Origin of the sequence: Pseudomonas sp. PGPPP1, from assembly GCF_002255865.1 — a bacterium.
GTDB classification, from domain to species: Bacteria; Pseudomonadota; Gammaproteobacteria; order Pseudomonadales; family Pseudomonadaceae; genus Aquipseudomonas; species Aquipseudomonas cremoris.
The window spans coordinates 63,562-87,432 of the sequence record NZ_NKIG01000021.1; the positions used below are offsets into that span (position 1 = coordinate 63,562).

General features: G+C 60.2%; 27 protein-coding genes. 9 read left to right on the forward strand and 18 right to left on the reverse strand.

Annotation, left to right across the window (positions count from 1 at the left end):
- Nucleotides 1-37 precede the first annotated feature (37 nt).
- The 4 genes from CFE47_RS21500 to CFE47_RS21515 form a co-directional block, all read right to left on the reverse strand.
- On the reverse strand, nt 38-1,096 hold the full coding sequence (locus CFE47_RS21500) for a PA0069 family radical SAM protein (protein ID WP_286840310.1): 1,059 nt from the start codon (nt 1,094-1,096) through the stop codon (nt 38-40).
- 81 nt (nt 1,097-1,177) lie between these two features.
- Complete coding sequence (locus tag CFE47_RS21505) at nt 1,178-2,476, reverse strand: cytochrome c (RefSeq protein ID WP_286840313.1); 1,299 nt, start codon at nt 2,474-2,476, stop codon at nt 1,178-1,180.
- 12 nt (nt 2,477-2,488) lie between these two features.
- Complete coding sequence (locus tag CFE47_RS21510) at nt 2,489-4,273, reverse strand: GMC family oxidoreductase (RefSeq protein WP_286840315.1); 1,785 nt, start codon at nt 4,271-4,273, stop codon at nt 2,489-2,491.
- Nucleotides 4,274-4,275: 2 nt separating this feature from the next.
- Entirely contained in the window at nt 4,276-5,028 is a 753-nt protein-coding gene (locus CFE47_RS21515) for a gluconate 2-dehydrogenase subunit 3 family protein (RefSeq protein WP_286840317.1), read from the reverse strand.
- Nucleotides 5,029-5,293: 265 nt separating this feature from the next.
- Between CFE47_RS21515 and CFE47_RS21520 the strand changes: the two genes are divergently transcribed.
- Nucleotides 5,294-5,974 (forward strand): dual specificity protein phosphatase family protein, encoded by a 681-nt coding sequence (locus CFE47_RS21520; protein ID WP_185709656.1) that lies wholly within the window; start codon nt 5,294-5,296, stop codon nt 5,972-5,974.
- A gap of 25 nt (nt 5,975-5,999) precedes the next feature.
- Here CFE47_RS21520 and CFE47_RS21525 read toward each other — a convergent pair whose 3' ends face one another.
- A complete protein-coding gene (locus CFE47_RS21525; protein ID WP_185709655.1) occupies nt 6,000-6,272 on the reverse strand; it encodes a YheV family putative zinc ribbon protein in 273 nt (90 codons plus the stop codon).
- Nucleotides 6,269-8,320, reverse strand: a complete 2,052-nt coding sequence (gene prlC / locus CFE47_RS21530) for an oligopeptidase A (RefSeq protein ID WP_286840321.1) — start codon at nt 8,318-8,320, stop codon at nt 6,269-6,271. The genes CFE47_RS21525 and prlC overlap by 4 nt, the downstream gene beginning before the upstream one ends.
- 102 nt (nt 8,321-8,422) lie before the next feature.
- Between prlC and CFE47_RS21535 the strand changes: the two genes are divergently transcribed.
- Together CFE47_RS21535 and CFE47_RS21540 are read left to right on the forward strand one after the other, a co-directional pair.
- The gene (locus tag CFE47_RS21535; RefSeq protein ID WP_286840324.1) at nt 8,423-8,965 is read left to right on the forward strand and encodes a gamma carbonic anhydrase family protein; all 543 of its coding nucleotides are present in this window, start codon (nt 8,423-8,425) and stop codon (nt 8,963-8,965) included.
- Nucleotides 8,962-9,621, forward strand: a complete 660-nt coding sequence (locus tag CFE47_RS21540; protein WP_286840327.1) for an HAD family hydrolase — start codon at nt 8,962-8,964, stop codon at nt 9,619-9,621. The genes CFE47_RS21535 and CFE47_RS21540 overlap by 4 nt, the downstream gene beginning before the upstream one ends.
- A gap of 49 nt (nt 9,622-9,670) precedes the next feature.
- Here the strand turns inward: CFE47_RS21540 and CFE47_RS21545 are convergent, their stop codons facing one another.
- Nucleotides 9,671-10,750: an aminopeptidase gene (locus CFE47_RS21545; RefSeq protein ID WP_286840329.1), complete on the reverse strand. Its 1,080-nt coding sequence runs from the start codon at nt 10,748-10,750 to the stop codon at nt 9,671-9,673.
- A gap of 141 nt (nt 10,751-10,891) precedes the next feature.
- Here CFE47_RS21545 and CFE47_RS21550 point away from each other — a divergent pair, with 141 nt between their 5' ends.
- Nucleotides 10,892-11,314 carry a PA0061/PA0062 family lipoprotein gene (locus CFE47_RS21550; protein WP_286840331.1) on the forward strand — a complete coding sequence of 141 codons (423 nt, stop codon included), beginning with the start codon at nt 10,892-10,894 and terminating at the stop codon, nt 11,312-11,314.
- Here CFE47_RS21550 and CFE47_RS21555 read toward each other — a convergent pair whose 3' ends face one another.
- Nucleotides 11,315-11,554: a DUF1161 domain-containing protein gene (locus tag CFE47_RS21555; protein WP_185709649.1), complete on the reverse strand. Its 240-nt coding sequence runs from the start codon at nt 11,552-11,554 to the stop codon at nt 11,315-11,317.
- A gap of 206 nt (nt 11,555-11,760) precedes the next feature.
- Nucleotides 11,761-12,192 carry an OsmC family protein gene (locus CFE47_RS21560; RefSeq protein ID WP_064450019.1) on the reverse strand — a complete coding sequence of 144 codons (432 nt, stop codon included), beginning with the start codon at nt 12,190-12,192 and terminating at the stop codon, nt 11,761-11,763.
- Between the two features lie 218 nt (nt 12,193-12,410).
- Between CFE47_RS21560 and CFE47_RS21565 the strand changes: the two genes are divergently transcribed.
- Nucleotides 12,411-13,412, forward strand: coding sequence for an LLM class flavin-dependent oxidoreductase (locus tag CFE47_RS21565; RefSeq protein WP_021491416.1), 1,002 nt, complete (start codon nt 12,411-12,413; stop codon nt 13,410-13,412).
- Between the two features lie 60 nt (nt 13,413-13,472).
- Here the strand turns inward: CFE47_RS21565 and CFE47_RS21570 are convergent, their stop codons facing one another.
- Together CFE47_RS21570 and CFE47_RS21575 are read right to left on the reverse strand one after the other, a co-directional pair.
- Entirely contained in the window at nt 13,473-13,700 is a 228-nt protein-coding gene (locus CFE47_RS21570) for a DUF1161 domain-containing protein (protein WP_286840335.1), read from the reverse strand.
- A 116-nt stretch (nt 13,701-13,816) separates the two neighbouring features.
- Entirely contained in the window at nt 13,817-14,032 is a 216-nt protein-coding gene (locus CFE47_RS21575; protein ID WP_185709646.1) for a dodecin, read from the reverse strand.
- Between the two features lie 156 nt (nt 14,033-14,188).
- Here CFE47_RS21575 and CFE47_RS21580 point away from each other — a divergent pair, with 156 nt between their 5' ends.
- Complete coding sequence (locus CFE47_RS21580) at nt 14,189-14,515, forward strand: ElaB/YgaM/YqjD family protein (RefSeq protein WP_003170746.1); 327 nt, start codon at nt 14,189-14,191, stop codon at nt 14,513-14,515.
- Here CFE47_RS21580 and CFE47_RS21585 read toward each other — a convergent pair.
- On the reverse strand, nt 14,512-15,408 hold the full coding sequence (locus tag CFE47_RS21585) for a LysR family transcriptional regulator (protein ID WP_185709645.1): 897 nt from the start codon (nt 15,406-15,408) through the stop codon (nt 14,512-14,514). The two genes, CFE47_RS21580 and CFE47_RS21585, sit on opposite strands and share 4 nt — an antisense overlap.
- 110 nt (nt 15,409-15,518) lie before the next feature.
- Between CFE47_RS21585 and trpB the strand changes: the two genes are divergently transcribed.
- The 3 genes from trpB (at nt 15,519) to CFE47_RS21600 (ending at nt 18,136) form a co-directional block, all read left to right on the forward strand.
- Nucleotides 15,519-16,745: a tryptophan synthase subunit beta gene (gene trpB, locus CFE47_RS21590; RefSeq protein WP_286840342.1), complete on the forward strand. Its 1,227-nt coding sequence runs from the start codon at nt 15,519-15,521 to the stop codon at nt 16,743-16,745.
- On the forward strand, nt 16,745-17,554 hold the full coding sequence (gene trpA, locus CFE47_RS21595) for a tryptophan synthase subunit alpha (RefSeq protein WP_286840344.1): 810 nt from the start codon (nt 16,745-16,747) through the stop codon (nt 17,552-17,554). Before trpB ends, trpA begins: the two co-directional genes overlap by 1 nt.
- A gap of 138 nt (nt 17,555-17,692) precedes the next feature.
- Complete coding sequence (locus CFE47_RS21600) at nt 17,693-18,136, forward strand: anti-virulence regulator CigR family protein (RefSeq protein ID WP_185709642.1); 444 nt, start codon at nt 17,693-17,695, stop codon at nt 18,134-18,136.
- Between the two features lie 56 nt (nt 18,137-18,192).
- Here the strand turns inward: CFE47_RS21600 and CFE47_RS21605 are convergent, their stop codons facing one another.
- The 6 genes from CFE47_RS21605 to CFE47_RS21630 form a co-directional block, all read right to left on the reverse strand.
- Nucleotides 18,193-19,500, reverse strand: a complete 1,308-nt coding sequence (locus CFE47_RS21605) for an MFS transporter (protein WP_286840347.1) — start codon at nt 19,498-19,500, stop codon at nt 18,193-18,195.
- Between the two features lie 183 nt (nt 19,501-19,683).
- On the reverse strand, nt 19,684-20,832 hold the full coding sequence (gene dgoD, locus CFE47_RS21610; RefSeq protein ID WP_017734735.1) for a galactonate dehydratase: 1,149 nt from the start codon (nt 20,830-20,832) through the stop codon (nt 19,684-19,686).
- Nucleotides 20,833-20,880: 48 nt separating this feature from the next.
- Nucleotides 20,881-21,501: a 2-dehydro-3-deoxy-6-phosphogalactonate aldolase gene (locus CFE47_RS21615; protein ID WP_286840350.1), complete on the reverse strand. Its 621-nt coding sequence runs from the start codon at nt 21,499-21,501 to the stop codon at nt 20,881-20,883.
- 1 nt (nt 21,502) lies between these two features.
- Complete coding sequence (locus CFE47_RS21620; RefSeq protein ID WP_286840352.1) at nt 21,503-22,462, reverse strand: 2-dehydro-3-deoxygalactonokinase; 960 nt, start codon at nt 22,460-22,462, stop codon at nt 21,503-21,505.
- 96 nt (nt 22,463-22,558) lie between these two features.
- Nucleotides 22,559-22,888, reverse strand: a complete 330-nt coding sequence (locus CFE47_RS21625; RefSeq protein ID WP_286840354.1) for a DOPA 4,5-dioxygenase family protein — start codon at nt 22,886-22,888, stop codon at nt 22,559-22,561.
- Nucleotides 22,889-22,919: 31 nt separating this feature from the next.
- Complete coding sequence (locus CFE47_RS21630) at nt 22,920-23,870, reverse strand: choline sulfate utilization transcriptional regulator (protein WP_286840355.1); 951 nt, start codon at nt 23,868-23,870, stop codon at nt 22,920-22,922.
- Nucleotide 23,871 lies beyond the last annotated feature (1 nt).

A 23,871-nucleotide genomic window follows, 5' to 3' on the forward strand; every position in this document is an offset into this window, starting at 1 on the left:
CTATTCCTACAGGAACGGTGCATTCTTCCCTATCAGTCTACAACAATGCCATCTGCCTGCCCGGAGGGCAGAACGCCGTGCAGTCCAGATTGAAACCCTCCCGACGATTGAGCCCCAACCGCTTGATCGCCTTGCTGAAGCGCTGGGCCAGCAAATCGGCAAATGGCCCCTCGCCACGCATGCGCACGCCGAAGCGACTGTCGTACACCTCGCCGCCGCGCACCTGGCGCACCAAACTCATCACGTGGGCCGCGCGCTGAGGGTAATGCGCCGCCAGCCACTCCTCGAACAGCGGCGCCACCTCCAGCGGCAGGCGCAGCATCATGTACGCCGCACTTTGCGCGCCGGCTGCATGGGCTTCTGTGAGCAGGCTCTCCAGCTCACTGTCGTTGATCATCGGGATCATCGGCGAACACAGCACGCCCACCGGGATACCCGCCTCGCGCATTACCCTGATTGCCCGCAGCCGCGCCTTGGGTGCTGCGGCACGTGGCTCCAGGATGCGCTTGAGCTCGTCGTCCAGGCTGGTGAGGCTGATCATCACCGCCACCAGGCGCTGCTTGGCCAACTCGGTCAGCAGGTCGAGATCGCGCAGTATCAGCGAGCCCTTGGTGATGATAGTCACCGGGTGCCGGTAGCGCAGCAGCACTTCGAGGGTTTGTCGGGTGATCGTGTACTCACGCTCGATAGGCTGGTACGGGTCGGTATTAGAGCCCAGGTTGATCGGCGCACACACGTAGCCAGGCTTCGACAGTTGCTGCTCCAGCACGTCGGCGGCATTGCTCTTGGCGATCAGCTTGGTTTCGAAGTCGAGCCCCGGCGACATGTCCCAATACGCATGGCTGGGCCGCGCATAGCAGTAGATACAGCCATGCTCGCACCCACGATAGGGATTGATCGAACGGTCGAACGGCAAGTCCGGAGAGTTGTTGCGGGTGATGATGGTCTTGGCCGTTTCGATGCGCACCTCAGTGCCCTGGGTAGGCGGGACTTCCTGATACCAGCCGTCGTCTTCGGCCACGCTGACGGTAGGCGCAAAGCGGTTATACAGGTTGGTGGCCGTGCCCCGGCCACGGGGCGGCAGCGGAGTAGACATGAAAACGCCTCGATACTGTTTTTATATACAGTATCGAGGCGCATGCGTTCTGACCAGTGCCGTTTGGCAGTCAGGCAAGCATCAGTGCTTTTGTGTCACCTGGCCAAGGTCATCGCCCGAGGTGGTGCGCATATCGTTCTTGCGCAGGTCCGCCACGTCACCGGCTTTCACGGAGGCGCCCTTATTGCCCCAACTGCCACGGACGAAACTGACCACATCCGCCACTTCCTGGTCCGACAGGCGCCATGCAAACGCGGGCATGGTGAAGGTGGACGGTGCTGCGTGGGTTGCCGGCAAGGTGCCGCCATTCAACACGATGTTGATCAACGACGTGGCATCCGCCGTCTGCAGCACCGGGTTGCCCGCCAATGCCGGGAACACCCGCGTGTAACCATGCCCATCGGTACGATGGCAGGCCGCGCAGTTGTCGATGTACACCGACGCACCCGGCTTGCTGTCATCACCCTTCCACAGCGCCTCAGCGACCTGTTTGTCGTACTGATGCGGCTGATCCTTCGGATCGATTGCCGGCAGGCTCTTGAGGTAGCGCGCGATGGCGGTCAGGTCGTCTTGCGACATGTACTGCATGCTATGCACCACCACATCGCTCATGCCGCCAAACACCGCGCTGCGGTCACTGCGACCGGTCTTGAGGAATTGCACCAGTTGCTCTTCGCTCCAACTGCCGAGACCGTCCTTGTGATCGCCACGCAAGCTCTTCGCGATCCAACCCTCCAGCGGTGCGCTGCCAGACAGGAAAGCGCTGCCGTCGGTCGCGCTCAGGGCTTTTTCCTGCATGGTAAGGGCCCGTGGCGTATGGCACGCGCCGCAATGGCCAAGGCCTTCGACCAGATAGGCGCCCCGGCTTACGACCGGATCAGTAGCCGCTTGGGCCTGGTGCTCCTCGACCGCTGGCGCAAACATCCAACGCCATGCCGCCAGCGGCCAACGCATGCTCAAGGGCCAGGGAATATCGCTGTCCTTGTTCGCTTGCGCGACGGGCTCCACCCCTTTCATAAAGTACGCGTACAAGGCCTGCATATCGCTGTCGCTGACGCGTGCATAGGACGGATAGGGCATCGCTGGGTAAAGCGTACTACCGCTTTTGGCGACGCCATGGCGCACAGCCTTGTCGAAGTCTTCAAAGCTGTAGTCGCCCAGGCCCGTCTTGTCCGGGGTGATGTTGGTGGAATAGATCACGCCAATCGGGGTTTCCATCGGCAGGCCGCCCGCAAAGGGCTTGCCGCCTTTGGCAGTGTGGCAAGCCACGCAGTCACCGGCGCGGGCCAGGTATTCGCCCTGTTTGATCAGGTCGGTGTCGGCGGCGCTGACCGAGCAGCTGCTGAACAACGCCAGGGAGGCGATAACGAATGCTTTCATGGTCATCGCTCCTTATGCCTGAACCAGTGGGCCGGGGTTTTTCAGGTATTGCTCGCGGATCGCCCGCGCCGACCAGTAGGTCAATGCCGCCACCAAGCCCGTAGGGTTGTAGCCCAGGCCTTGTGGGAAAGCGGATGCGCCCGGCACAAATACGTTGTGTACATCCCAGCATTGCAAGTAGCGGTTCAATGCGCTGGTCTTCGGGTCGGTACCCATGATCGCGCCCCCGTTTAGGTGGGTGGTCTGGTACGACGCAGTATTGAAATGCTCACCGACCTTTTTGCCGAGCAAGGCAATGGCCTTGGGGCTCATCGCTTCGGCGACCTTGCTCATTTTCTCGACCATGAAGCGGTTCATCTTGATGTCGTTTTCCTGCCAGTCGAATGTCATCCGTAGCAGCGGCAGGCCGTAGGCATCGCGGTACACCGGGTCCAGATCAAGGTAGTTGCCCCGGTAGGATTGATGTGCACCGTGGGCGTCCATCGATACCTGGTGGGTGTAGTAATCGGCGGTGGCGCGCTTCCACGCGCTGCCCCACGCCGGCGTGCCCGGCGGGTTGGACGTACCGGCAATCGGCCGGCTTCCGGCCTGGTTGACCCACATCGGCGAGCCGCCCACAAAACCATGAGGGCCGTGGTCGAAGTTATCCGCGTTGAAGTCATCGATGGCCACGCCATTGCCGCCGGCACCAATAAAGTTATTGGTGTGGGTGTCCTTGTCGAAGAACGCCTTGATGGTGGCCATGTTCTGGTAGGCAAAGTTGCGGCCTACCACGCCCTCGTTGGTAATCGGGTCGTAAGGCTTGCCGATACCCGAGAGCAGCATCAGGCGCACGTTATGGAACTGGAACGCACCGAGGATCACCAGGTCCGCCGGCTGCTCGCACTCGCGGCCCTGGGCGTCGACGTAAGTCACGCCGGTAGCCTTGCTCTTGGTGCTGTCGAGGTTGACCTTGAGCACGTGGGAATTTGGGCGCAGCTCGAAGTTCGGCACCTGGCGCAGTGCCGGCAGGATGTTTACGTTCGGCGATGCCTTGGAATACATGTAGCAAACGTAGCCGCTGCAGAACCCGCAGAAGTTGCACGGGCCCATCTGCGCGCCGTAGGGATTGGTGTAAGGCCCCGAGGTATTGGCCGATGGCAAGTTGTAGGGCTTGTAACCGACGCTGGCAGCCGCTTTCTGAAACAGCTGTGCAGAGACGGTGTTTTTCTGCGATTCCAACGGAAACGGGTTTGAGCGATCCGGCGCATACGGGTTACCGCCACGGCCTTCGCCTACCAATTGGCCCTTGACGGTCCACGCCTGGCCGGAGGTGCCGAAGACTTTTTCGGCGTAGTCGAAAAACGGCTCCAGCTCTTCGTAACTGACGCCGAAGTCCTGGATGGTCATGTCTTTGGGGATGAAGTTTTTGCCGTAGCGCTCTTCGTAATGGCTGCGCATGCGCAACTCAATCGGGTCGACGCGAAAATGCACGCCGGACCAATGCAGGCCCGCACCGCCCACGCCATTGCCCGGTAGGAACGCACCCAACTGACGGTTGGGCAGGGCAACGTCATTCACGCTGTGGCGAATGGTCACCGTCTCTTTGGAAATATCCTGGAAGAGTTTTTTACGCACGCTGTAGGTCAGTTCGTCGATGACCTGCGGATAGTTGCCGTCCGGGTAAGTGTCCTGCATCGGGCCGCGCTCCAGCGCTACCACGTTCAGGCCTGCTTCCGTCAGCTCCTTGGCCATGATCGCGCCGGTCCAGCCGAAGCCTACGATCACCGCGTCTACTTTCTTCATGATGGTCGCCACGTTTATGCCCTCTCGCCGCGGATGGAAACAGCCGGGAAGGGGTATTGCTCGTTGCGTTCAACCCAGTCCATGAAATCGGCGCGCGCGCCGGGAAAACCGATCATGGTCCAACCGACCATGCCTTTGTTGCCGCCGTGGATCGGGTCGCAGAAGAAGCCTTCCTTGGTGTTTTGCAGCAGCAAGTTGAAAAAGACTTTCGGTGGCACCGCCTCGAAATGCGCCGACACTTCACTGCCGCCAGCCTCCAGACGCCGCAGCATATCGTCTCGGGTAGCGCTGTCTTGCGCAGCAAAAGCTTTGCCGTTGAAGGCTTTCGACCAAGCGTCCGTCGCAGCAATGCCCAGGCGATAGATCTCCTTGGGCACCAATTTGCTCTGCCAACCCATCTCCGGCGGCGCGTCAGCATTGAATGGGCCTTGCATGAACCATAGGGCACCGCTGGCATAGGGGGTGTTCATCTGGCGGTCGATGTATTCCGGCGCACCGGCTTCCAGAGCGCCTGGCCCTTGAGCATCGGCAGGGATCAGTTGCGCGACGGCAGCGTTGATGAACGCCCATTCTTCGGCGGTGAAGTAAGTCGGCTCATAAGCCTTATCACTGGCCGCCGGCTTGGCGGTTGCCGCCTGGGCCGGCTCAGGCGCAGCCATCAGCATCGAGCCGCCAAGGCCGGTGCTGGCGACCGTGACCACCGGGATCAAGGTCAAGGATTTGCGCAAAAAGTCACGCCGGGGGTTGTCTTGATCTTGATCAGACATGGGTGCACCTCATCATGTGGTCACGGGATTTTTCAGCCGCTTCTGGGAGCAGCGTGAATGTGGCTAGCCAATGGGATAGAACACACCGGCAAACAATAGTTACAAATGATAGCAGCCTAATAATCGAGATGAATCGGTTCAGCGGCAAAAACACCGGATCAGCTCAGATGATTAACGATTCTTTGACGAGTACCTCACAAGGCATTGACCCCCGTTAGACGAACCTGAGGCCCATCAGCCCTTTCCCTATTCGGTCACAACGCGCATGTCCTCGATTCGATTGCTGCCTGCCTTCGGCCTGGCGCTCATGGCAATGTTTACTACCGTCCACGCGCAAGCCGACGACACAACATCCCTGCGCTCACCCGAATGGGCCCAGCCTGTCGGCAATCAATTTAACCTGCACCAAATGACCCCCACGCTGTATCGCAGCGCGCTGCCAGACAGCAACGCAGTGCCAGCCCTGGAAAAGCTCAAGATCGGCACCGTGATCAACTTCCTGCCTGAATCGGACGCCAACTGGCTGAAATCTTCCAATATCAAACAAGTGCAGTTGTCCTATCGCACCAATCATGTCGACGATTCCGACGTGCTGGCGGCATTGCGCGCAATCCAGGACGCACAGGCCGACGGCCCGGTGCTGATGCATTGCAAACACGGCTCTGACCGTACCGGCCTGATGGCGGCGATGTATCGCGTAGTGGTGCAGGGATGGAGCAAGGAAGATGCGCTGAACGAGATGACCCTTGGCGGCTTCGGCACCAGCAACGGCTTCAAGGACGGGGTTCGCTACATGATGAAGGCCGATATCGACAAATTGCGTACTGCCTTGGCGAACGGCGATTGCAGCACCAGTGCGTTTGCGCTGTGCTCGATGAAAAGCTGGTTGAACCCGGCGAAGGATGAGACAGCAGAAGAAAAAACCGCGTTGGTGATTACCCCCTGAGAATTGATCCCAGGGGGTAACAGATTCAGTCTTTCTTCAGCTTTGGATTAGGAAAGAATTGCACGGCCTGCACCTTCGGGTCCGGCGCTTTCAACGCCGACGTATTGACCCGCGTGCCCAACTCCTTGGGCACCGACAGACCTTGGTCATTGAGCGTGTCGGTATAACCGCAGGCCACGCATTCGCGATGCGGCACGCTGTCTTCGGTCCACATCTTCAACTTGTCCGGCTCGCTGCACGCCGGGCAGACCGCCCCGGCGATAAATTGCTTTTTGGTCATCACAGGCCCTTCACTCATGCTGCCGCGTCCTCACTCAGGCCGCTGTGGCGCAAGAGTGCGTCAATCGACGGCGCACGTCCGCGGAAATCGACGAACAACACCATCGGCTCCTGGGAACCGCCGCGCGCCAGGATCGCCTCGCGGAATGCGCGGCCGGTCTCGGCATTGAGCACGCCATCTTCTTCGAACTTGGAGAAGGCATCTGCCGAGAGCACTTCGGCCCACTTGTAGCTGTAGTAGCCCGCCGCATAACCGCCGGCGAAGATGTGTGCAAAGCTGTTGGGGAAGCGGTTGTAGGCCGGCGGGCGCATCACCGAGACTTCATCGCGAACGCCTTCCAACACCTGAGCCACACTGCGGCCATCACCGTGAGTGGCATGCAGTTCGAAGTCGAACAGCGAGAATTCCAGCTGACGCACCATCATCAGCCCGGACTGGAAGTTTTTCGCCGCGAGCATCTTTTGCAGCAAGTCCTGAGGCAACGGCTCGCCACTTTCATAGTGACCGGAGATCAACGCCAGGCCTTCAGGCTCCCAGCACCAGTTCTCCATGAACTGGCTCGGCAATTCCACCGCGTCCCATGCCACACCGTTGATGCCGGATACGCCCGCGTGTTCAACGCGGGTCAGCAGGTGATGCAGGCCGTGGCCGAATTCGTGGAACAGTGTGGTGACTTCATCGTGGGTCAGCAGGGCAGGCTTGCCGCTGTCGGCCGGGGTGAAGTTGCACACCAGATTGGCCACCGGGCTTTGCAATACGCCGTCAACCTTACGGCGACGGTCGCGCGCGCCGTCCATCCAGGCGCCACCACGTTTGTTGGCGCGGGCGTACAGGTCGAAGAAGAAGCGGCCGACGTGCTGGCCGTTTTCCTTGATTTCGAACAGGCGGACATCCGGGTGCCAGGTGTCGAAGCCTTTTTGCTCAGCGATTTCGATGCCGTACAGGCGCTGCACGATAGCGAACAGGCCGCCCAGTACCTTGTCGATCGGGAAGTAGGCGCGCAGGGCTTCCTGGGACACGCTGTAGCGCTGCTCACGGAGTTTTTCGCCGTAGAAGCCGCTGTCCCAGCTTTGCAGATCGGCACAGCCTTGCTCGGCAGCGTAAGCCTTGAGCTGCTGCAGGTCCTGGGCGGCAAACGGCTTGCTGCGCTTGGCCAAGTCACGCAGGAAGCTCAGCACCTGGTCGCTGGACTCGGCCATCTTTGTAGCCAGGCTCAGCTCGGAGAACGAGGCGTAGCCCAACAGCTTGGCCAGTTCCTGACGCAGGTCGAGGATCTGTTCCATCACCGGCCCGTTGTCGTTCTGACCGGCATTCGGGCCTTGGTCCGACGCCCGGGTGCAGTAGGCCGCGTAGACTTCTTCGCGCAGGGCACGGTCGTGGGCGTAGGTCATCACCGCGTAGTAACTAGGGAATTCGAGGGTGATCAGCCAGCCGTCGAGGCCCTTGGCCTGGGCAGCGGCAGCCATTTGCGCCTTGGCCGAGTCGGTCAGGCCGGCGAGGGTGGCTTCATCGGTAACGTGCTTGGTCCAGGCCTGGGTGGCGTCCAGCAACTGGTTGGAGAACTTGCTACCCAGCTCGGACAGTTTGCTCTGTACCTCGGCGTAGCGTTTTTGCTGCTCGGGCGGCAAATCGATACCCGACAGGCGGAAGTCGCGCAGGGAATGTTCCAGGATGGTTTTTTGTGCCACGTCGAAACCGGCGGCTTCCGGGCTGTTGGCCAGGGCTTCGAAGGCCTGGAACAGCTCACGGTTCTGGCCCATCTCGGTGGAGTAGGCGCTCAATGCTGGCAGGCAGCCTTCGTAGGCTTCGCGCAGTTCGGCGCTGTTGCACACGGCGTTCAGGTGGCTGACCGGGCTCCAGGCGGCGCCCAGTCGGTCATTCAGTTCATCCATGGCCAGCACCAGACCAGCCCACGTCGGATTTTTCCCTTGGCTTTGCAGGATGCCTTCGATGGCAACGCGGTTGTCGGCGAGGATCTGTTCAATGGCCGGCTGGACGTGCTCGGCACGGATCGCCGAGAACGGCGGCAGGTCGTAGGACTGCAGAAGAGGGTTGTTCGCGCTCACGGTGGGCACCTTGGCTGAAGAAACATGTAAGAACAAAGATGGGGCCATCTTAATTACAATCAACGCCCACCGCAGCTATCAGCAGAAGAGAGAGAGGCTATCGTGACCCTTCGCACCTATCAGAACCACACGCCAACCCTGAGCGCCGGGGCTTTTGTCGATATTTCGGCGGTGGTGATCGGCGATGTCGAAATCGGCCCCGACAGCTCGGTCTGGCCGCTGACGGTCATTCGCGGCGACATGCACCGCATCCGCATCGGTGCACGCACCAGCGTACAAGACGGCTGCGTGCTGCACATCACCCACGCCGGGCCCTTCAACCCGGACGGTTTTCCTCTGCTGATCGGCGACGACGTGACCATCGCCCATAAGGTCATGCTGCATGGCTGCACGGTGGGCAATCGCATCCTGATCGGCATGGGCAGCATCGTGATGGACGGTGCCGTGGTGGAGGACGACGTGATCATCGGCGCCGGCAGCCTGGTTCCGCCGGGCAAGAAACTCGAGAGCGGCTTTTTGTATGTGGGCAGCCCGGTTAAACAGATTCGCCCACTGACTGACAAAGAACGTGCCTTTTTCACTTACAGCGCCGCGAACTACGTGAAGCTCAAAGACCTGCACCTGGCTGAAGGATTCGACAGATGACCCTGCACTACCAAACCGTTCTGTTCGACTTGGATGGCACCCTCACCGACCCGCGCGAGGGCATCACCCGCTCGATCCAATATGCCCTTGGCAAATTGGGCATCGACGAGCCGGACCTGACCAAACTCGAACACTTTATCGGCCCGCCGTTGCTGCAAGCGTTCATGCAGTTCTACGGATTTGATGAAGCCAAGGCCTGGGAGGCGGTGAATTTCTATCGCGAACGCTTCAAGGTCACCGGGCTGTATGAAAACCACGTGTTCGAGGGTGTGATGCCGCTGCTGGAAGACTTGAGCAGCCAAGGCCGCCAGCTCTACGTCGCCACTTCGAAGCCGTGGGTATTCGCTCGCGAGATCGCCCGGCATTTTGATTTTGCCAAGCACTTCAAGGTGATCTACGGCAGTGAGCTGGACGGCACGCGCACCAACAAAGTCGAGCTGATCGCGCATTTGATGAGCGAAGAAGGCTTGGACCCGACCACCACCTTGATGATTGGCGACCGCAAGCACGACCTGATCGGCGCGCGCAGCAATGGGCTGGATTCGGCGGCGGTGGGGTATGGGTTTGGCAGCTTTGAGGAATTGAATGCCGAGGCGCCGACTTGGCATTTCGAGACGTTGGCTGAGATGCATCAGGCGTTTTTGCAGCGCGCTTGAGACCGCTATCGCAGGCAAGCCAGCTCCCACAATTGATCGGCGTACACGGTCAAAATGTGGGAGCTGGCTTGCCTGCGATGGGGCCCGCGAGGCCACCACTGATCAACTGCCTCAACGCCGCCTTGCGCTCTTCCACCGGCAACCCACCCATTTTCTCCACTGCTGCGTAAAACTTCACCCAATCCCCACCTACCTGCGCAAACAACGCCGCAAACGCCGGCACCCATTGGTCATACAGCCCAAATGGCAATAACCGTGCATTGTTCATCGGCTGGTTGATCCACACGTCATAACGCTTATCACCACCCCATCGGCTATCCCGTAACACTCGATAATCGCTGCGCAAGCGCTCGAACTCAGCCGCTTTGGCACGCCGCATCACATCGGTGGCAAGGGGCTGGGCATACAATTTTTCCAGGCGCTGGCGGGTGTCGAGGACCAGTTGGGTAAACTCGTCACGTTGCTTTACCGCCGACAGACTGGCCGGTGCCAACCCCCGCGCGGCACGCCATTGGCGCGTGCCTTCCTGCTCGACGAAGTTGGCGTAGGACTCGTTGAACTCAGTGTCATCCTTCACATAGAAACGCTGGTGCGCCAACTCATGAAAGATCAGCGTGGCCAGGCGCTCATCACCCCAGTTCATCATCGAGTTCATGATCGGGTCGTTGAACCAGCCCAGGGTGGAATAGGCCTCGACGCCACCGATCGACACGTCCATGCCCTGTTGCTTCAACAATGCCGCCTCGCCGCGTGCGGCGCCCTGGTTGTAGTAGCCGCGATAGGCCACGCAGCCGGCGATGGGGAAGCAATGGGTTTCGGGAGATAGAGAAAACTCCGACGTGGCGAACACATTCCAGACCACATAGGGCCGTCCAATATCGGCGTACAGTCGGTAACTCTGGTTGTCGGGCAAGTGCAGGTGTTCACTGGCAAAGGTGCGCGCCTTCTGTGATTGCACCAGATGATCACGCAGCAGTTGAGGGCGGGAAGGGTCGGCGATGACCTCGGAAACCGGCTCCCGCGCCCGCAGCAATTGCCACTGGCCGCTGGCCAATTGGCCGTAATAACTGACACTGGAACAGCCGCTGAGCAGCACAACCATCAACCCTGGAAGAAAACGCCTGACCATGCCACGACTGCTCCTGGGTAATTTGCTCGCCAGACTATCCTGCCCGTACGGAATTTTTCCATGGCTTTGCGTGTTTATACTGATGAAGAGCTTGCTGCATTGGCCGCAAGGCTCAACTTTTTCCAACCTTGAGTGCCTGCCATGCGCCAGCTCTTGCTTCCCATCACTGCCATTTTCCTCAGCGCCTGTGCAATGACACCCCTACCGCCAGTGGACCCGCAGCAGGCCTGGATTGACTTCGCCACCCCGACACCCGGCGCAAAACTGGTGATGGCGCAGCGACTGGACGGCAAAAACCTCAACGACGGGCGCTTTTTCCAAGTCCCGCCGGGCAGTCACGAATTGATGGTGCGCTTTGACTTTGAGGTGCCCACCGGCGGTAGCCTCGGCGGTTTCGGGCAAACGACCGACCGTACGTGCTTCATAACGCTGCAGTACGACCATTTCGAGGCAGGCCAACGCTATAGCCTGGAAGGACGCTCGCTGGCCTACACACCAAACATTCGCTTGTACAACGCTGCCCGCCAATTGCTGGCCGAAGAGCGCAGCGTCAACTGTCTCTGATCAGTCGTTGTTCTTCTGATAGATGATGGCTTTGGTACCGTTCTCACAGCTGCCGACGACCATGGCTACGTCGTGTTTGTCAGCTTCTTCCTTGCTGACGACTTCCAAGGTGTAGGACGGCACCGCGTTAGCCTGGATCTTCACCTCGATCTCTTTCCTGAGCTCTTCACAATCTTTCGGCGCGGCCACAGCCGTCGTGGCCAATACACCGCAGATGATCGCCAAGGCAAAACGTTTCATGTGTGAAGCTCCCTGAATGCACTGCGCACGGGTGTGCGCCTAGGCAGTAATGGCTATTCGACCACAGTTTGTAAACGCGAGTTCTGATTTAACACAAACCAAATGCGGGAGCGGGCTTGCTCGCGAATGCGGTGCGTCAGTCAATAAATCTGTGACTGTTACACCGCATTCGCGAGCAAGCCCGCTCCCACAGGGGTTTTGCTGCGTTAGCTGACTAGGGTGGCATCCAAGCTGATTTTCGCATTCAGCACCTTGGAAACCGGGCACCCTTCCTTGGCCTTCTTGCTCAGCTCATCGAACTGCGCCTGGCTTGCGCCGGGGATCTTGGCCTTGAGAATCAGGTGCACGGCCGTAATAGCAAAGCCACCCTCAACCTGGTCCAGGGTCACTTCGGCCTGGGTGTCGATGCTGTCAGCCTTGAGCCCGGCGTCGCCAAGGATCATCGAAAACGCCATGGAGAAGCAGCCGGCATGGGCCGCGCCAATCAATTCCTCAGGGTTGGTGCCCTTGCCACCCTCGAAACGGGCTTTGAAGCCGTAGGGCGCTTCGCGCAATACGCCGGTTTCCGTGGAGATGGAACCCAGGCCGGTCTTCAGGTCACCTTCCCAATGCGCGGATGCTTTTTTCACGATACTCATAGCGGTCTCCTCGAACGGTGGTTTTGCGTCAGTAAGGGTTCTGAGGATAGTCGGACTGGCAAAGTTCATCTTGTGAGAGAAACCTACCAATCAAGTAGGAAATATCCCGACCCGCTATTGAATCTCGGGTATATGCCCACATCTCATAGACCATGCACATGAAGCGGCAGGTTTTGGTTCGCCTAAAAAGCCTGCGGCCCCCTTGGAGAAGCAGGCTTATGAAATCGCTGTCCGACGTAAAGTTCTCGACCCTCGACCTGGTGCCCGTGCGCGCCAACGGCAGTCCGGCGCAGTCGCTGCGCAATTCCCTGGACCTGGCCCAGCACGTAGAAAAGTTTGGCTACAACCGCTTTTGGGTAGCTGAACACCACAATATGGATGGCATCGCCAGCTCGGCCACCTCAGTATTGCTCGGCTACCTGGCCGGCGGCACCTCGACGATTCGCGTCGGTTCCGGCGGCGTGATGTTGCCCAATCACGCGCCGTTGGTGATCGCCGAACAGTTCGGCACCCTGGAAAGCCTCTACCCAGGCCGTATTGACCTGGGCCTGGGCCGAGCCCCTGGTTCCGACCAGATGACCGCCCGCGCCCTGCGCCGTGAACGCTCTGGCAGCGCCGACGACTTCCCCGAAGACGTGGCCGAACTAATGGCCTACCTGGGTCCACGCACGCCCGACCAACGAGTGATCGCAGTCCCCGGCACCGGCACCAACGTGCCCGTGTGGCTGCTCGGTTCCAGCCTGTTCAGCGCACAGTTGGCCGGCGAACGCGGCTTGCCCTACGCCTTCGCCTCGCATTTCGCACCGCGCCTGATGCATGAAGCGATTCGCGTGTACCGCAACCACTTCAAGCCTTCGGCCGTATTGGATAAGCCCTACGTAATGCTCGGTATTCCTCTGGTGGCGGCGGACACCGACGAGCAAGCCGATTACCTGGCCACCTCGGTCTACCAACGCATCCTTGCGCTGATGCGCGGGCAAAGCCTGGTGCAGCGCCCACCGGTGAAAACCATGGACGGCCTGTGGCTACCCCACGAAAAAGACGCCGTGGGCAGCTTCCTCGGCCTGGCAATGGTGGGCAGCCCAGCGAAAATCCGCGCCAAACTCGAAGTGTTGATCGAGCAAACCGGTGCCGATGAGCTGATCTTCACCTGCGACCTGTATGAGCACGCCGACCGGATTCATTCCTACGAGCTGCTGGCGCAGTTGATGAAAGGGTAAAAGCATCGGGCATAAAAAACCGACTCACCCGAGTCGGTTTTTTATGTCTGCAACACGGGATTAACCGCGCTTGTAAGCAATTTCCTTGGTACCGGCCTCGCAGCTACCGACTACTTTGTAACCTTCAGCTGCAGCGCCCTTATCCACCACTTCCAGCGAATAATGCGTGGCGCCCTTGGCGTCGATTTTCGCTGCAATCTCGCCTTTCAGCTCTTCACAAGGCTTGCCCGCCGCCAGGGCTGTGCCCGCGATGCTCAACAAACCTACCGCTAACAGGAGCTTCTTCATCCGTTACGTTCCTTGCGCTGATCGAAAAGAGCGTGCCGACGCCTATCGCGTCGGCACCCATTGTTTGTAGCGCAGGTTATGGCAATCGGCCAGTCGGCAAAGTTCAACCGGTGCGATCAACTACTGGCAATTCGGAATCCCACTTTGAGGGTGACTTGGAAATGCGCGGCCTTACCGTCCTTGATGTGGCCACGGGTATCGACCACCTCAAACCACTCCAGGTGCTTGATGCTCTTGTGGGCTTCGGCCAGGGCATTGTTGATGGCGTCTTCGATGCTGGAGGTCGACGAGCCAACCAGTTCGACTTTCTTGTAGGTGTGATGATCACTCATGGCAGTTCTCCTAAGGGTCGTTAAGCAAGCGTAGCAGTCAATGTTCGTACTGCTTCTGGCGACAGTTCCTACGTGAAAGTTCAGATTTACTGCACTTTCTGAAACGGCCGTAGTCGGTATCTACACACGCCACTCAATCACTTCAGGAGAGTCCACATGGCCAACACTTCTTTACGCAAAGCGTCACTGGAAAGCATGGAAGCCGAGATTTCGAGCCTGCTCAAATCTCTGGAAAGCCTCAAGGACGATGCGTCTGACGAGTCGCGCAAAACATTGAAGGCCCTGAAAAGCAATGCCGAGAATGCCCTCAAGCATTCCCGCCACTTGATCAGCGATGCCTACGAAGAAAGCAAAGTCAAAATCCGCGAAACCGGTGTTGCAACCCGGGACTACGCACAAGAACACCCTTGGACTACAGCCGGTGTTGCCGTAGGCGCGCTGGGCCTGTTGGCCGCTTACCTGCTGTGCAAGCGCGGTGACTAAACCGGCTCGCGCAAAAGCTCTGCCTTGAGCCATTGCGCCAGCTGCTGAGCGCGCCCGTCTGCGGCGCGCTTGGGTAGCCACAATGCCAAGTGCGCCGGGGTTTCGCTGAAACCCCATGGCGCCACCAGGCGACCTGCACGCAGGTCTTCTGCCACCAACGGTTCAGGCGCAATCGCCACGCCCAAACCTGCCACTGCTGCTTCCAGTAAATAATACAAATGCTCAAACCCCTGGCCGTGTTTCAACGCGTCGGGCTCGATGCCGTGTTGCTGCGCCCAACTAGGCCAGGCCTGGGGACGTGAGGTGGTGTGCAACAACGCTTCACCGCACAAGGCCTGGGCCGGCGCCTGACGCAGCCTCTCGTAACCGGCGAAACGCGGGCTCATCACCGGGCCGATTCGTTCACTGGCCAGTTCGTACACCTGCATATCCGCCGGCCATGGCGGCTCGGCGAACACCAGCAGGGCGTCGAGGCCAGGGCGTCTCGGGTCAAGATCGCCGTCACCCGCCGACAGGTGCAGGCGCAGGTCTGGCAGGTCGGCATTCAAGCGACCCAAACGTGGGATCAACCAGCGCGCCAGCAAGCTGCCCGAGCACCCGAGTACGAATGGCGCATCGGCGCTGGCCTGGGTCAGTTCGGCACACACGTCCCTTAACCGCTCAAACGCATCGGTGCTGGCATCGCGTAACCGGGCACCTGCATCTGTGAGTTTAAGGCCGCGCCCATCCTTGACGAACAAGCTGATACCCAAATGCTCCTCCAGCACCTTCAATTGCCGACTGACCGCACCGTGAGTCACGTGTAGTTGTTCAGCCGCCTGACTCACGCTGTTCAAACGGGCAGTAGCCTCAAATGCACGCAGGGCATTGAGGGGAGGGAGGTCTCGGCTCATCTGTGAGTTTTCCTAACAGGTTACGGCGATCTTATCGGTTTTCAGCGTAGACCGTCAGGGGTAGAGTGGCCCTCATTGTTTCTCACCCCTATTCCTTCCTGGAGCGTCCCATGACTCAGTCCCAGACCGATCTACGCAACGGCCCAGACGCCAACGGCCTGTTTGGCGCGTTCGGCGGCCGTTACGTCGCTGAAACCCTGATGCCGTTGATCCTCGACCTGGCCCGCGAATACGAAGTGGCCAAGGAAGATCCTGCGTTCAAGGAAGAATTGGCCTACTTCCAGCGCGACTACGTGGGCCGTCCAAGCCCGCTGTACTTCGCCGAGCGCCTGACCGAGTTCTGCGGCGGCGCCAAGATCTACCTCAAGCGTGAAGAGCTGAACCACACCGGCGCGCACAAGATCAACAACTGCATCGGCCAGATCCTGCTGGCACGGCGCATGGGCAAAAAACGCATCATCGCCGAGACCGGCGCCGGCATGCACGGTGTGGCTACGGCCACCGTAGCGGCGCGCTTTGGCCTGCAATGCGTGATCTACATGGGCACCACCGACATCGAGCGCCAGCAAGCCAACGTGTTCCGCATGAAGCTGTTGGGTGCCGAGGTAATCCCAGTGGTCGCCGGCACCGGCACCCTGAAAGACGCGATGAACGAAGCCCTGCGTGACTGGGTAACCAACGTCGACAGCACCTTCTACCTGATCGGCACCGTGGCGGGTCCACACCCTTACCCTGCCATGGTGCGTGACTTCCAGGCCGTGATCGGCAAGGAAACCCGTGACCAGTTGCAAGCCCAGGAAGGTCGTCTGCCGGACAGCCTGGTAGCGTGCATCGGCGGTGGCTCCAACGCCATGGGCCTGTTCCACCCGTTCCTCGATGACAAAAGCGTTGAAATCATCGGCGTTGAAGCGGCCGGCCACGGCATCGAGACCGGCAAACACGCCGCTAGCCTCAACGGTGGCGTACCCGGCGTACTGCACGGCAACCGTACCTTCCTGCTGCAGGACGACGATGGCCAGATCATTGACGCCCACTCGATTTCCGCCGGCCTGGACTACCCCGGCATCGGCCCGGAACACGCCTGGTTGCATGACATCGGCCGCGTCCAGTACACCTCGGTGACCGACGACGAAGCCCTCGACGCGTTCCACAAATGCTGCCGCCTGGAAGGGATTATTCCTGCACTGGAAAGCGCCCACGCCCTCGCCGAAGTGTTCAAACGCGCACCAACCCTGCCGAAAGATCACCTGATGGTGGTTAACCTTTCCGGCCGTGGCGACAAAGACATGCAGACCGTCATGCACCACATGGAAACCTCTCAGCAGGAGAAACACTAATGAGCCGCCTGCAAACCCGCTTCGACCAACTCAAAGAACAAAACCGCGCCGCCCTGGTGACCTTCGTCACTGCTGGCGACCCGGGCTATGACACCTCGCTGGCGATCCTTAAAGGCTTGCCTGCCGCTGGCGCCGACGTGATCGAGTTGGGCATGCCCTTCACCGATCCGATGGCCGACGGCCCGGCGATCCAACTGGCCAACATTCGCGCCTTGGAAGCCAAGCAGAACCTGCTGAAAACCCTGCAAATGGTTCGTGAGTTCCGCAAGGACAACCACGACACGCCGCTGGTGCTAATGGGCTACTTCAACCCGATCCATAAATATGGCGTGCCGAAGTTCATCGCCGACGCCAAGCAAGCCGGTGTCGACGGCCTGATCGTGGTCGACATGCCGCCAGAGCACAACGGCGAGCTGTGCGACCCGGCCCAGGCCGCCGGCATCGATTTTATCCGCCTGACCACGCCGACCACCGACGATGCGCGTCTGCCGACTGTGCTCAACGGCAGTTCCGGCTTTGTGTACTACGTGTCGGTCGCCGGTGTAACCGGTGCCGGTGCCGCTACCCTGGAACACGTCGAAGAAGCCGTGGCACGCCTGCGTCGCCATACCGACCTGCCGATCAGCATCGGTTTTGGTATCCGCACTCCGGAACAAGCGGCCGCCATCGCACGCCTGGCAGACGGCGTGGTGGTGGGTTCGGCACTGATCGATCACATCGCCAATGCGAAAAATGATCAGCAAGCCATTGATGGCGTACTGGGCCTTTGCGCAGCGTTGTCGGAAGGTGTCCGCGGCGCCCGTAAGTAAACGCCGTGTAGCGGTAGGTAAAGTTCCTGATACAGAGGAATCATCCTGCCGATTCAGTACCTAAACTGACAAGACCAAGGGATTTCGAACCTCGTTCGAAATCCCTTTTTGTTGTTTGTGCAGTTGAGGAACTCCCCGATGAAAATGCCTAAAACCGTGATTGCCAGTATTGGCGTGCTGGTCCTGGGCGCCAGCGCCCTGGTGCAAGCTGCCCCTTATGATCAGGGCGGCCCTGACCGTGGTGGCCCGCAAGGCCAGCACGAGCAGCAGCGGGGCGACGACCATCGAGGCCCGCAGGACAATCGCCGTGGTGGCCCGCCTCAGGACTTTGGTCCGGTGCGGCAGATCATCCATGACAACCACGGCCAGTTCTCCCGTGGCGCACCGCCACCGCCGAATGTGCGCCTGGTGCGTGGCCAGCCGTTGCCACACGGCTACTATGGCGAGCGCCTGGATAACCGCGCCCTGTCGCGCCTGCCGCAATACCCAGGTTACGAATGGCGCCGCTCCGGGCCGGACGTGGTGTTGATCGCCGTGGGCACGGGCATCGTCTACGAGATCCTCGACGGCGTGCTCAACTGACCTGTAGTGAGCGGGCTCGCCCCCCAGCGCGGGGCGAGCCCGCTCACTACAAGTGTTTATTTCAGTTCGATGCGTTCGACTTTGCCTACCAACAACACGTAGGAAAGCGCCCCAAGCAGCGCCAGCACCGCGATGTAGGTAATCGCTGGCGCAAACGAATCACCGCTCGCCAGAAAGCCAATCACAATCGGTGTGGCGATCGCCGACAAATTGCCGATGAAGTTGAACACGCCTCCCGTCAGTCCCAGCAATCGCGCAGGCGCCAAGGTTGAAACGAGCGACCAGGTGATCGACGCCAAGCCATTGCCAAAGAACGCCACCGCCAGAAACGCAATCACCCACGCCGTCGAGTCCACGTAGTTGGCGCCGATGATCGCCGTGGAAATCAGCAGCCCGCCAATGATCGGCAATTTGCGCGCAAACCCCACCGACGCGCCGCGACGGATCAACCAGTCGGAAAAGATCCCCGAACACAACACGCCAACAAACGCCGCCAGGAACGGAAGCGACGCCAGCAGGCCGGACTTGATGAAGTCCATGCCGCGATATTTCACCAAATAGGTCGGGAACCACGTCAGGAAAAACCACAGCGTGGAGTTCAGGCAGAACTGCCCCAGGTAGATGCCCCAGAGCTTGCGCTTGCTCAGCACTATCCCTAAGTCGACCCAACTGAACGGCGCCTTGGCGGCCTTTTCCTGCATATCCACCAAACCGCCACCTTCACGGATCAGCTCGATTTCTGCCGCGTTGGCGCCTTTGAAATCCTTCGGCTCGCGGTACACCGCGTACCAGATCGCCGCCCACAGGATGCCCACGCCACCGGTCACCACAAACACCATGTGCCAGCCGAATGCGTGCTGCAGCCAGGCCAGTACCGGCGTCAGGAACGCCAGCCCGACAAACTGCCCAGAGGTATAGAAACCAATCGCCGTGGCACGCTCACGCTCGGGAAACCACGTGGTGACCACGCGGCTGTTGATCGGATAAGCCGGTGCTTCCAACGCGCCCACTGCCATGCGCAACACGAACAGCGCGATAAAGCTGGCGGCGAAGCCCAGCATCACGGTGGCGATAGACCACAACAGCAGGGCAGCGGTGTAGAGAATGCGCGGCGGCACGCGGTCCACCAGCCAGCCACCGGGGATCTGCATGGCGGCGTAGGTCCAACCGAAGGCGGAAAAGATCAGCCCGACATGCACCGGGTCGATGCCCAACTCGCTGGTCAGGGCCGGGGCGGCAATCGACAGGTTGCTGCGGTCGAGGTAGTTGATCACCACAGTGATAAACAGCAGCACCATGATGAAAAAACGCTTTCTGGTAGGCGTGACTAAAGAAGCCTGGCCGGTGAAGGATTCAGGATGCATGGGGGGTTGCCTCTTCTTATGCTTATTGAGGTCGGAGTACACAACTCACTGAAGCAACACGGTCAGTGTGGGAGCTGGCTTGCCTGCGATAGCGGTGTATCAGTGCCAGATGTGCAAGCTGACACACCGTTATCGCAGGCAAGCCAGCTCCCACATTTTTGACCGTGTTCCTTCAGTCAGGAATCACCACTCGGCAAAGCTGCCGTCGGCATGCCGCCAGATCGGGTTGCGCCAGCGGTGACCGATGGCTGCGCGTTCGATCACGTATTCCTCATTGATCTCGATGCCCAGGCCCGGCCCATTGGGGATCTTCACAAAGCCCTGGTCATAGTCGAACACGCCCGGGTCTTTCACATAGTCGAGCAGGTCGTTGCTCTCGTTGTAGTGAATGCCCAGGCTTTGCTCCTGGATAAACGCGTTGTAGCAAACCGCGTCCAGTTGCAGGCACGCCGCCAGGGCAATCGGGCCCAGCGGGCAGTGCAGGGCCAAGGCCACGTCGTAGGCTTCGGCCATGTTGGCGATCTTGCGGGTTTCGGTGATGCCGCCGGCATGGGAGGCGTCCGGCTGGATGATGTCGACATAACCTTCGCTGAGCACACGCTTGAAGTCCCAGCGCGAGAACAGCCGCTCGCCCAAGGCAATCGGCGTGCTGGTCAGTGGCGCCAGCTCCTTGAGCGCCTCGTAGTTTTCGCTGAGCACCGGCTCCTCGATAAACATCAGCTTGTACGGGTCCAACTCCTTCATCAGCACCTTGGCCATGGGCTTGTGCACCCGGCCATGGAAGTCGACGCCGATACCGACGTTGGGGCCCACCGCGTCACGCACGGCAGCCACGTTGGCCAGGGCAAGGTCGACTTTTTCGAAGCTGTCGACGAACTGCAACTCTTCGGTGCCGTTCATTTTTACCGCCGTAAAACCACGGGCTACGGCCTCTTTGGCGGCGCGGGCGGTGTCGGCGGGGCGGTCGCCACCGATCCACGAATACACACGGATCTTGTCGCGCACCTGGCCGCCGAGCAGATCGCTGACAGACACGCCGAGGGCCTTGCCCTTGATGTCCCACAACGCCTGGTCGATGCCGGCGAGGGCGCTCATGTGCACGGCGCCGCCACGGTAGAAGCCGCCGCGATAGAGCACGGTCCAGATGTCTTCGATGTTCCGTGGGTCCTTGCCGATCAAGTAGTCGGACAGTTCTTCGACTGCAGCCGCCACGGTGTGGGCACGGCCTTCAACCACGGGCTCCCCCCAGCCGGTCACGCCCTGGTCGGTTTCGACTTTCAGGAAGCACCAGCGCGGCGGGACGATAAAGGTCGTCAGTTTGGTGATTTTCATCTGTTATCTCTCTTATAGATGCGGCGCCTGTGGGCGCAAGACGTTAAGTCAGCTCAGGGCTTTCCAGGCGGCGACATAAGCCTGGGCACGGCTCGCTACCTGATCCACTGTCATACCCGGTTTGAACAACCCGGAACCCAGCCCGAACCCTTTGGCGCCAGCGTCGATGAACACCTGCATGTTGTCCGGGGTAATGCCGCCCACCGGCAGCAGTAAGGTGCCTACTGGCAGCACTGCCAGCCACGCCTTGATCACCGCCGGGCCCATTTGCTCGGCGGGGAATAGCTTCAATACGTCGGCGCCTTCGGCCAATGCGGCAAAGGCTTCGGTGGGCGTGGCCACACCTGGTGACAGGAACAGACCGGCGGCTTTGGCAGCGCGCAACACCTTGGCGTCGCTGTGGGGCATGACAATCACCTGGCCTCCGGCAGCCTTCACCTGTGCGACCTGCTCAGGCGTCAACACCGTGCCGGCACCGATCAGGCAATCGGCGGGCAGGCTGTCACGCAGGCTGCGGATGCTGGTGTAGGGGTCCGGCGAATTCAGCGGGACTTCGATCACACGGAACCCCGCCTGATACAGCACCTGGCCAATAGCTTGGGCTTCGTCCGGGCGAATGCCGCGCAAGATGGCGATCAAGCCGTTTTGTGCGAGTGCTTGCTTGAGCATGTCAGGCCTCCAATACAGGTTGAGTAAGCCCAGCCGCCACCGCCAATTGCCACAGGCCGCGCTCGGTGGCTTCTTGCGCCAGGCTGACGTGGGCAAAGCCGCTGAGAGCGAGGGCACGTTGGTAGCGCGTGCAGAGAGGGGCGGCGCCCACCAGGATGATGGGGGTCTTTCGCGCGCGGGCCGGTAAGCCGGCGAGTTCATGACCAATCAGCAGGCCAGACAAGTAATCAGGCTGCTGCTCGGGCGAAAGCTCGGCGGTAAGTCCCAGGGTTCGGGCGCTGAACAGGGTCGACAGCACACCACGCTGGCCATCCTTCGACAGCGCCACGTGCACGCCACGGTCAAAGGCTTCGGCCTGGAATAGGTCGGATTGCTGCTGGGTGCGTCCGAGGATGCTGTATTTGCTCAACACCGCAAACACCTCGCCGGTCATGAACGTATCGAAGTGCGTGATGCAGCCATCAACCACCTCGACCCATTTGGAATGGCTGCCGGGCAGGCCGATCAACACCTCGGCGCCAAGCCCCTGCAGCACACCCAGCACCTGGGTTTCTTCGCCGCGCATCACATTGGGCAAACCGGCCTGCTCGATCACACCGGGCACGATATGCACCTGCACACCTCGCACGCTGCGCACTGGGTGCAGCGCCTGGCCGAGGCTGGCGACATCAACGGGGGTCGTGCGATAGGCCGCTTCGCTCCAACCCTGGGCACTGCCGACCATGCCGCAGGCAATCACCGGCAGGCTTGGCTGCGCGTCGAGCCAGTCGCCGCAGGCCGCATCGAAGGCCAACTCAAAGCCATTGCTGCAGCGCACACCGGCAATATCCCGAGGCTCAGTGGGCAGGTGCATGATCCCTGATGCCAGCGAGCGCTGTTCAAGCACCACGCCTGCGGGGCCGAGTTTATAAGCACGAAGGGAGCTGGTCCCCCAATCGAGCGCGATCAATTGCGCCTGCATCGCTTCACCTGAGTTCTGAGCGGATGCAGCGAATATAAACCTACGGGCGCGTAAGTCTCAATATATAAATATCAATCCCATATTTAGGGATTTTATTTAAGAAAAGGCTGACAAATTCAGCTCGCGCATCGCTCCCATCCACACCGCATAGTCGGTGTGATCCTTCAGGTCATCGCCAGTATTGGGGTGCAGGAACACTACGAGTCCATCGCGATGGATCACCAACCACGTCAGTATCACGCCGATGTACTCGGCATCGAACGCCAGCTGGCAGCTCCAGTCCGGGTGCGGCCCTACAGGCCGTTCGTGCACGCGGCCCATGCGCAGGGGGAAGAGTTTGGCGGCGTCTTCGCACAGGGTACGGGCCTGCTCGATAGTGCTCGCGTCGAAGTAGATATGGGCGTGGTAGCCCTTGATACGTTGCATGACGGACTCCAGATCCAATGTGGGCCAAATCCTAGACCGCAATCGATGGCAGGGCCAGCCCGGTCAATGACTGCGCGCTGCTGGCCTGCTCGGCCACTAGCCAATCAATAAAACGCTCCACCAACTGCCCTCGGCGTTTGCGCTGGGGCTGCACCACGTAATAGCCAAAACGCGAGATCACCGTGTCGCTGACCGGCCGGCACAGCCAGTTCTGCTCCAGCAGGTTATCCACTAGGTGACGCCAACCGATGGCCACGCCCTGGCCAGCAATCGCCGCCTGGATCAGCAAGGTGTAGTTGTCGAAGCGCAGTTGGCCAGGGGTGGGCGCAGCGCTGATACCCAGTTCGCGGAACACCCCGCCCCAGTCGAACCACTGGCTGTTGTTCTCCTGGCGCAAGTGCAGCAAAGGGAAATCGTGCAAATTTTGTACAGTCAGTGGCGTGGCCTGGTCCTTGAGCCACTGCGGGCTACACACCGGGAACACTTCTTCATTGAACAGCCACAGGCTGTCGCCCTGCTTGAAACGACCGTCGCCAAACAGCACCGCCACGTCGATATCGCTGCGCAAGGTGGCGTGGTTGCGTTCGCTGGTCACCAGGCTTACGTCCACTTGTGGGTTGGCCTGGTGGAAGCGGTGCAGGCGCGGCATCAGCCAATAGGCGGCGAAGGCAAAGTCGGTGGCCACTTGCAGCACTTCGTGTTGGTCCTGCTGGGTAATGAGGCTCAGGCCGTGGTTGATGCCCTGCAAGCCGCTTTGCACATGCTCGAACAACAGGGCGCCAGCGTCGGTCAGTTCGATACCACGGTAGATGCGGTCGAACAGGCGGATCGCCAACTGTTCTTCCAAACGCTTGATCTGCTGGCTGATGGCCGGCTGGGTGGTGCCCAGCTCATTCGCAGCCGCCGTAAAGCTGCGATGACGTGCCGCTGCTTCAAACGCGCGCAGCAAATCGAGGGACACATCACCAAGGGCTTCATACATA

Coding starts and splice junctions, on each gene's coding strand:
- CFE47_RS21570 (WP_286840335.1), bottom strand. CDS start 13,700: ATGAAGAAGCTCCTGTTAGCGGTAGGTTTGTTGAGCATCGCGGGCACA.
- CFE47_RS21515 (WP_286840317.1), bottom strand. CDS start 5,028: ATGTCTGATCAAGATCAAGACAACCCCCGGCGTGACTTTTTGCGCAAA.
- CFE47_RS21555 (WP_185709649.1), bottom strand. CDS start 11,554: ATGAAACGTTTTGCCTTGGCGATCATCTGCGGTGTATTGGCCACGACG.
- CFE47_RS21580 (WP_003170746.1), top strand. CDS start 14,189: ATGGCCAACACTTCTTTACGCAAAGCGTCACTGGAAAGCATGGAAGCC.
- CFE47_RS21505 (WP_286840313.1), bottom strand. CDS start 2,476: ATGAAAGCATTCGTTATCGCCTCCCTGGCGTTGTTCAGCAGCTGCTCG.
- CFE47_RS21615 (WP_286840350.1), bottom strand. CDS start 21,501: ATGCTCAAGCAAGCACTCGCACAAAACGGCTTGATCGCCATCTTGCGC.
- CFE47_RS21620 (WP_286840352.1), bottom strand. CDS start 22,462: ATGCAGGCGCAATTGATCGCGCTCGATTGGGGGACCAGCTCCCTTCGT.
- CFE47_RS21550 (WP_286840331.1), top strand. CDS start 10,892: ATGCGCCAGCTCTTGCTTCCCATCACTGCCATTTTCCTCAGCGCCTGT.
- CFE47_RS21500 (WP_286840310.1), bottom strand. CDS start 1,096: ATGTCTACTCCGCTGCCGCCCCGTGGCCGGGGCACGGCCACCAACCTG.
- CFE47_RS21585 (WP_185709645.1), bottom strand. CDS start 15,408: ATGAGCCGAGACCTCCCTCCCCTCAATGCCCTGCGTGCATTTGAGGCT.
- CFE47_RS21560 (WP_064450019.1), bottom strand. CDS start 12,192: ATGAGTATCGTGAAAAAAGCATCCGCGCATTGGGAAGGTGACCTGAAG.
- CFE47_RS21625 (WP_286840354.1), bottom strand. CDS start 22,888: ATGCAACGTATCAAGGGCTACCACGCCCATATCTACTTCGACGCGAGC.
- CFE47_RS21600 (WP_185709642.1), top strand. CDS start 17,693: ATGAAAATGCCTAAAACCGTGATTGCCAGTATTGGCGTGCTGGTCCTG.
- CFE47_RS21545 (WP_286840329.1), bottom strand. CDS start 10,750: ATGGTCAGGCGTTTTCTTCCAGGGTTGATGGTTGTGCTGCTCAGCGGC.
- CFE47_RS21525 (WP_185709655.1), bottom strand. CDS start 6,272: ATGAGTGAAGGGCCTGTGATGACCAAAAAGCAATTTATCGCCGGGGCG.
- CFE47_RS21630 (WP_286840355.1), bottom strand. CDS start 23,870: ATGTATGAAGCCCTTGGTGATGTGTCCCTCGATTTGCTGCGCGCGTTT.
- CFE47_RS21605 (WP_286840347.1), bottom strand. CDS start 19,500: ATGCATCCTGAATCCTTCACCGGCCAGGCTTCTTTAGTCACGCCTACC.
- trpB (WP_286840342.1), top strand. CDS start 15,519: ATGACTCAGTCCCAGACCGATCTACGCAACGGCCCAGACGCCAACGGC.
- dgoD (WP_017734735.1), bottom strand. CDS start 20,832: ATGAAAATCACCAAACTGACGACCTTTATCGTCCCGCCGCGCTGGTGC.
- CFE47_RS21575 (WP_185709646.1), bottom strand. CDS start 14,032: ATGAGTGATCATCACACCTACAAGAAAGTCGAACTGGTTGGCTCGTCG.
- CFE47_RS21565 (WP_021491416.1), top strand. CDS start 12,411: ATGAAATCGCTGTCCGACGTAAAGTTCTCGACCCTCGACCTGGTGCCC.
- CFE47_RS21540 (WP_286840327.1), top strand. CDS start 8,962: ATGACCCTGCACTACCAAACCGTTCTGTTCGACTTGGATGGCACCCTC.
- CFE47_RS21520 (WP_185709656.1), top strand. CDS start 5,294: ATGTCCTCGATTCGATTGCTGCCTGCCTTCGGCCTGGCGCTCATGGCA.
- trpA (WP_286840344.1), top strand. CDS start 16,745: ATGAGCCGCCTGCAAACCCGCTTCGACCAACTCAAAGAACAAAACCGC.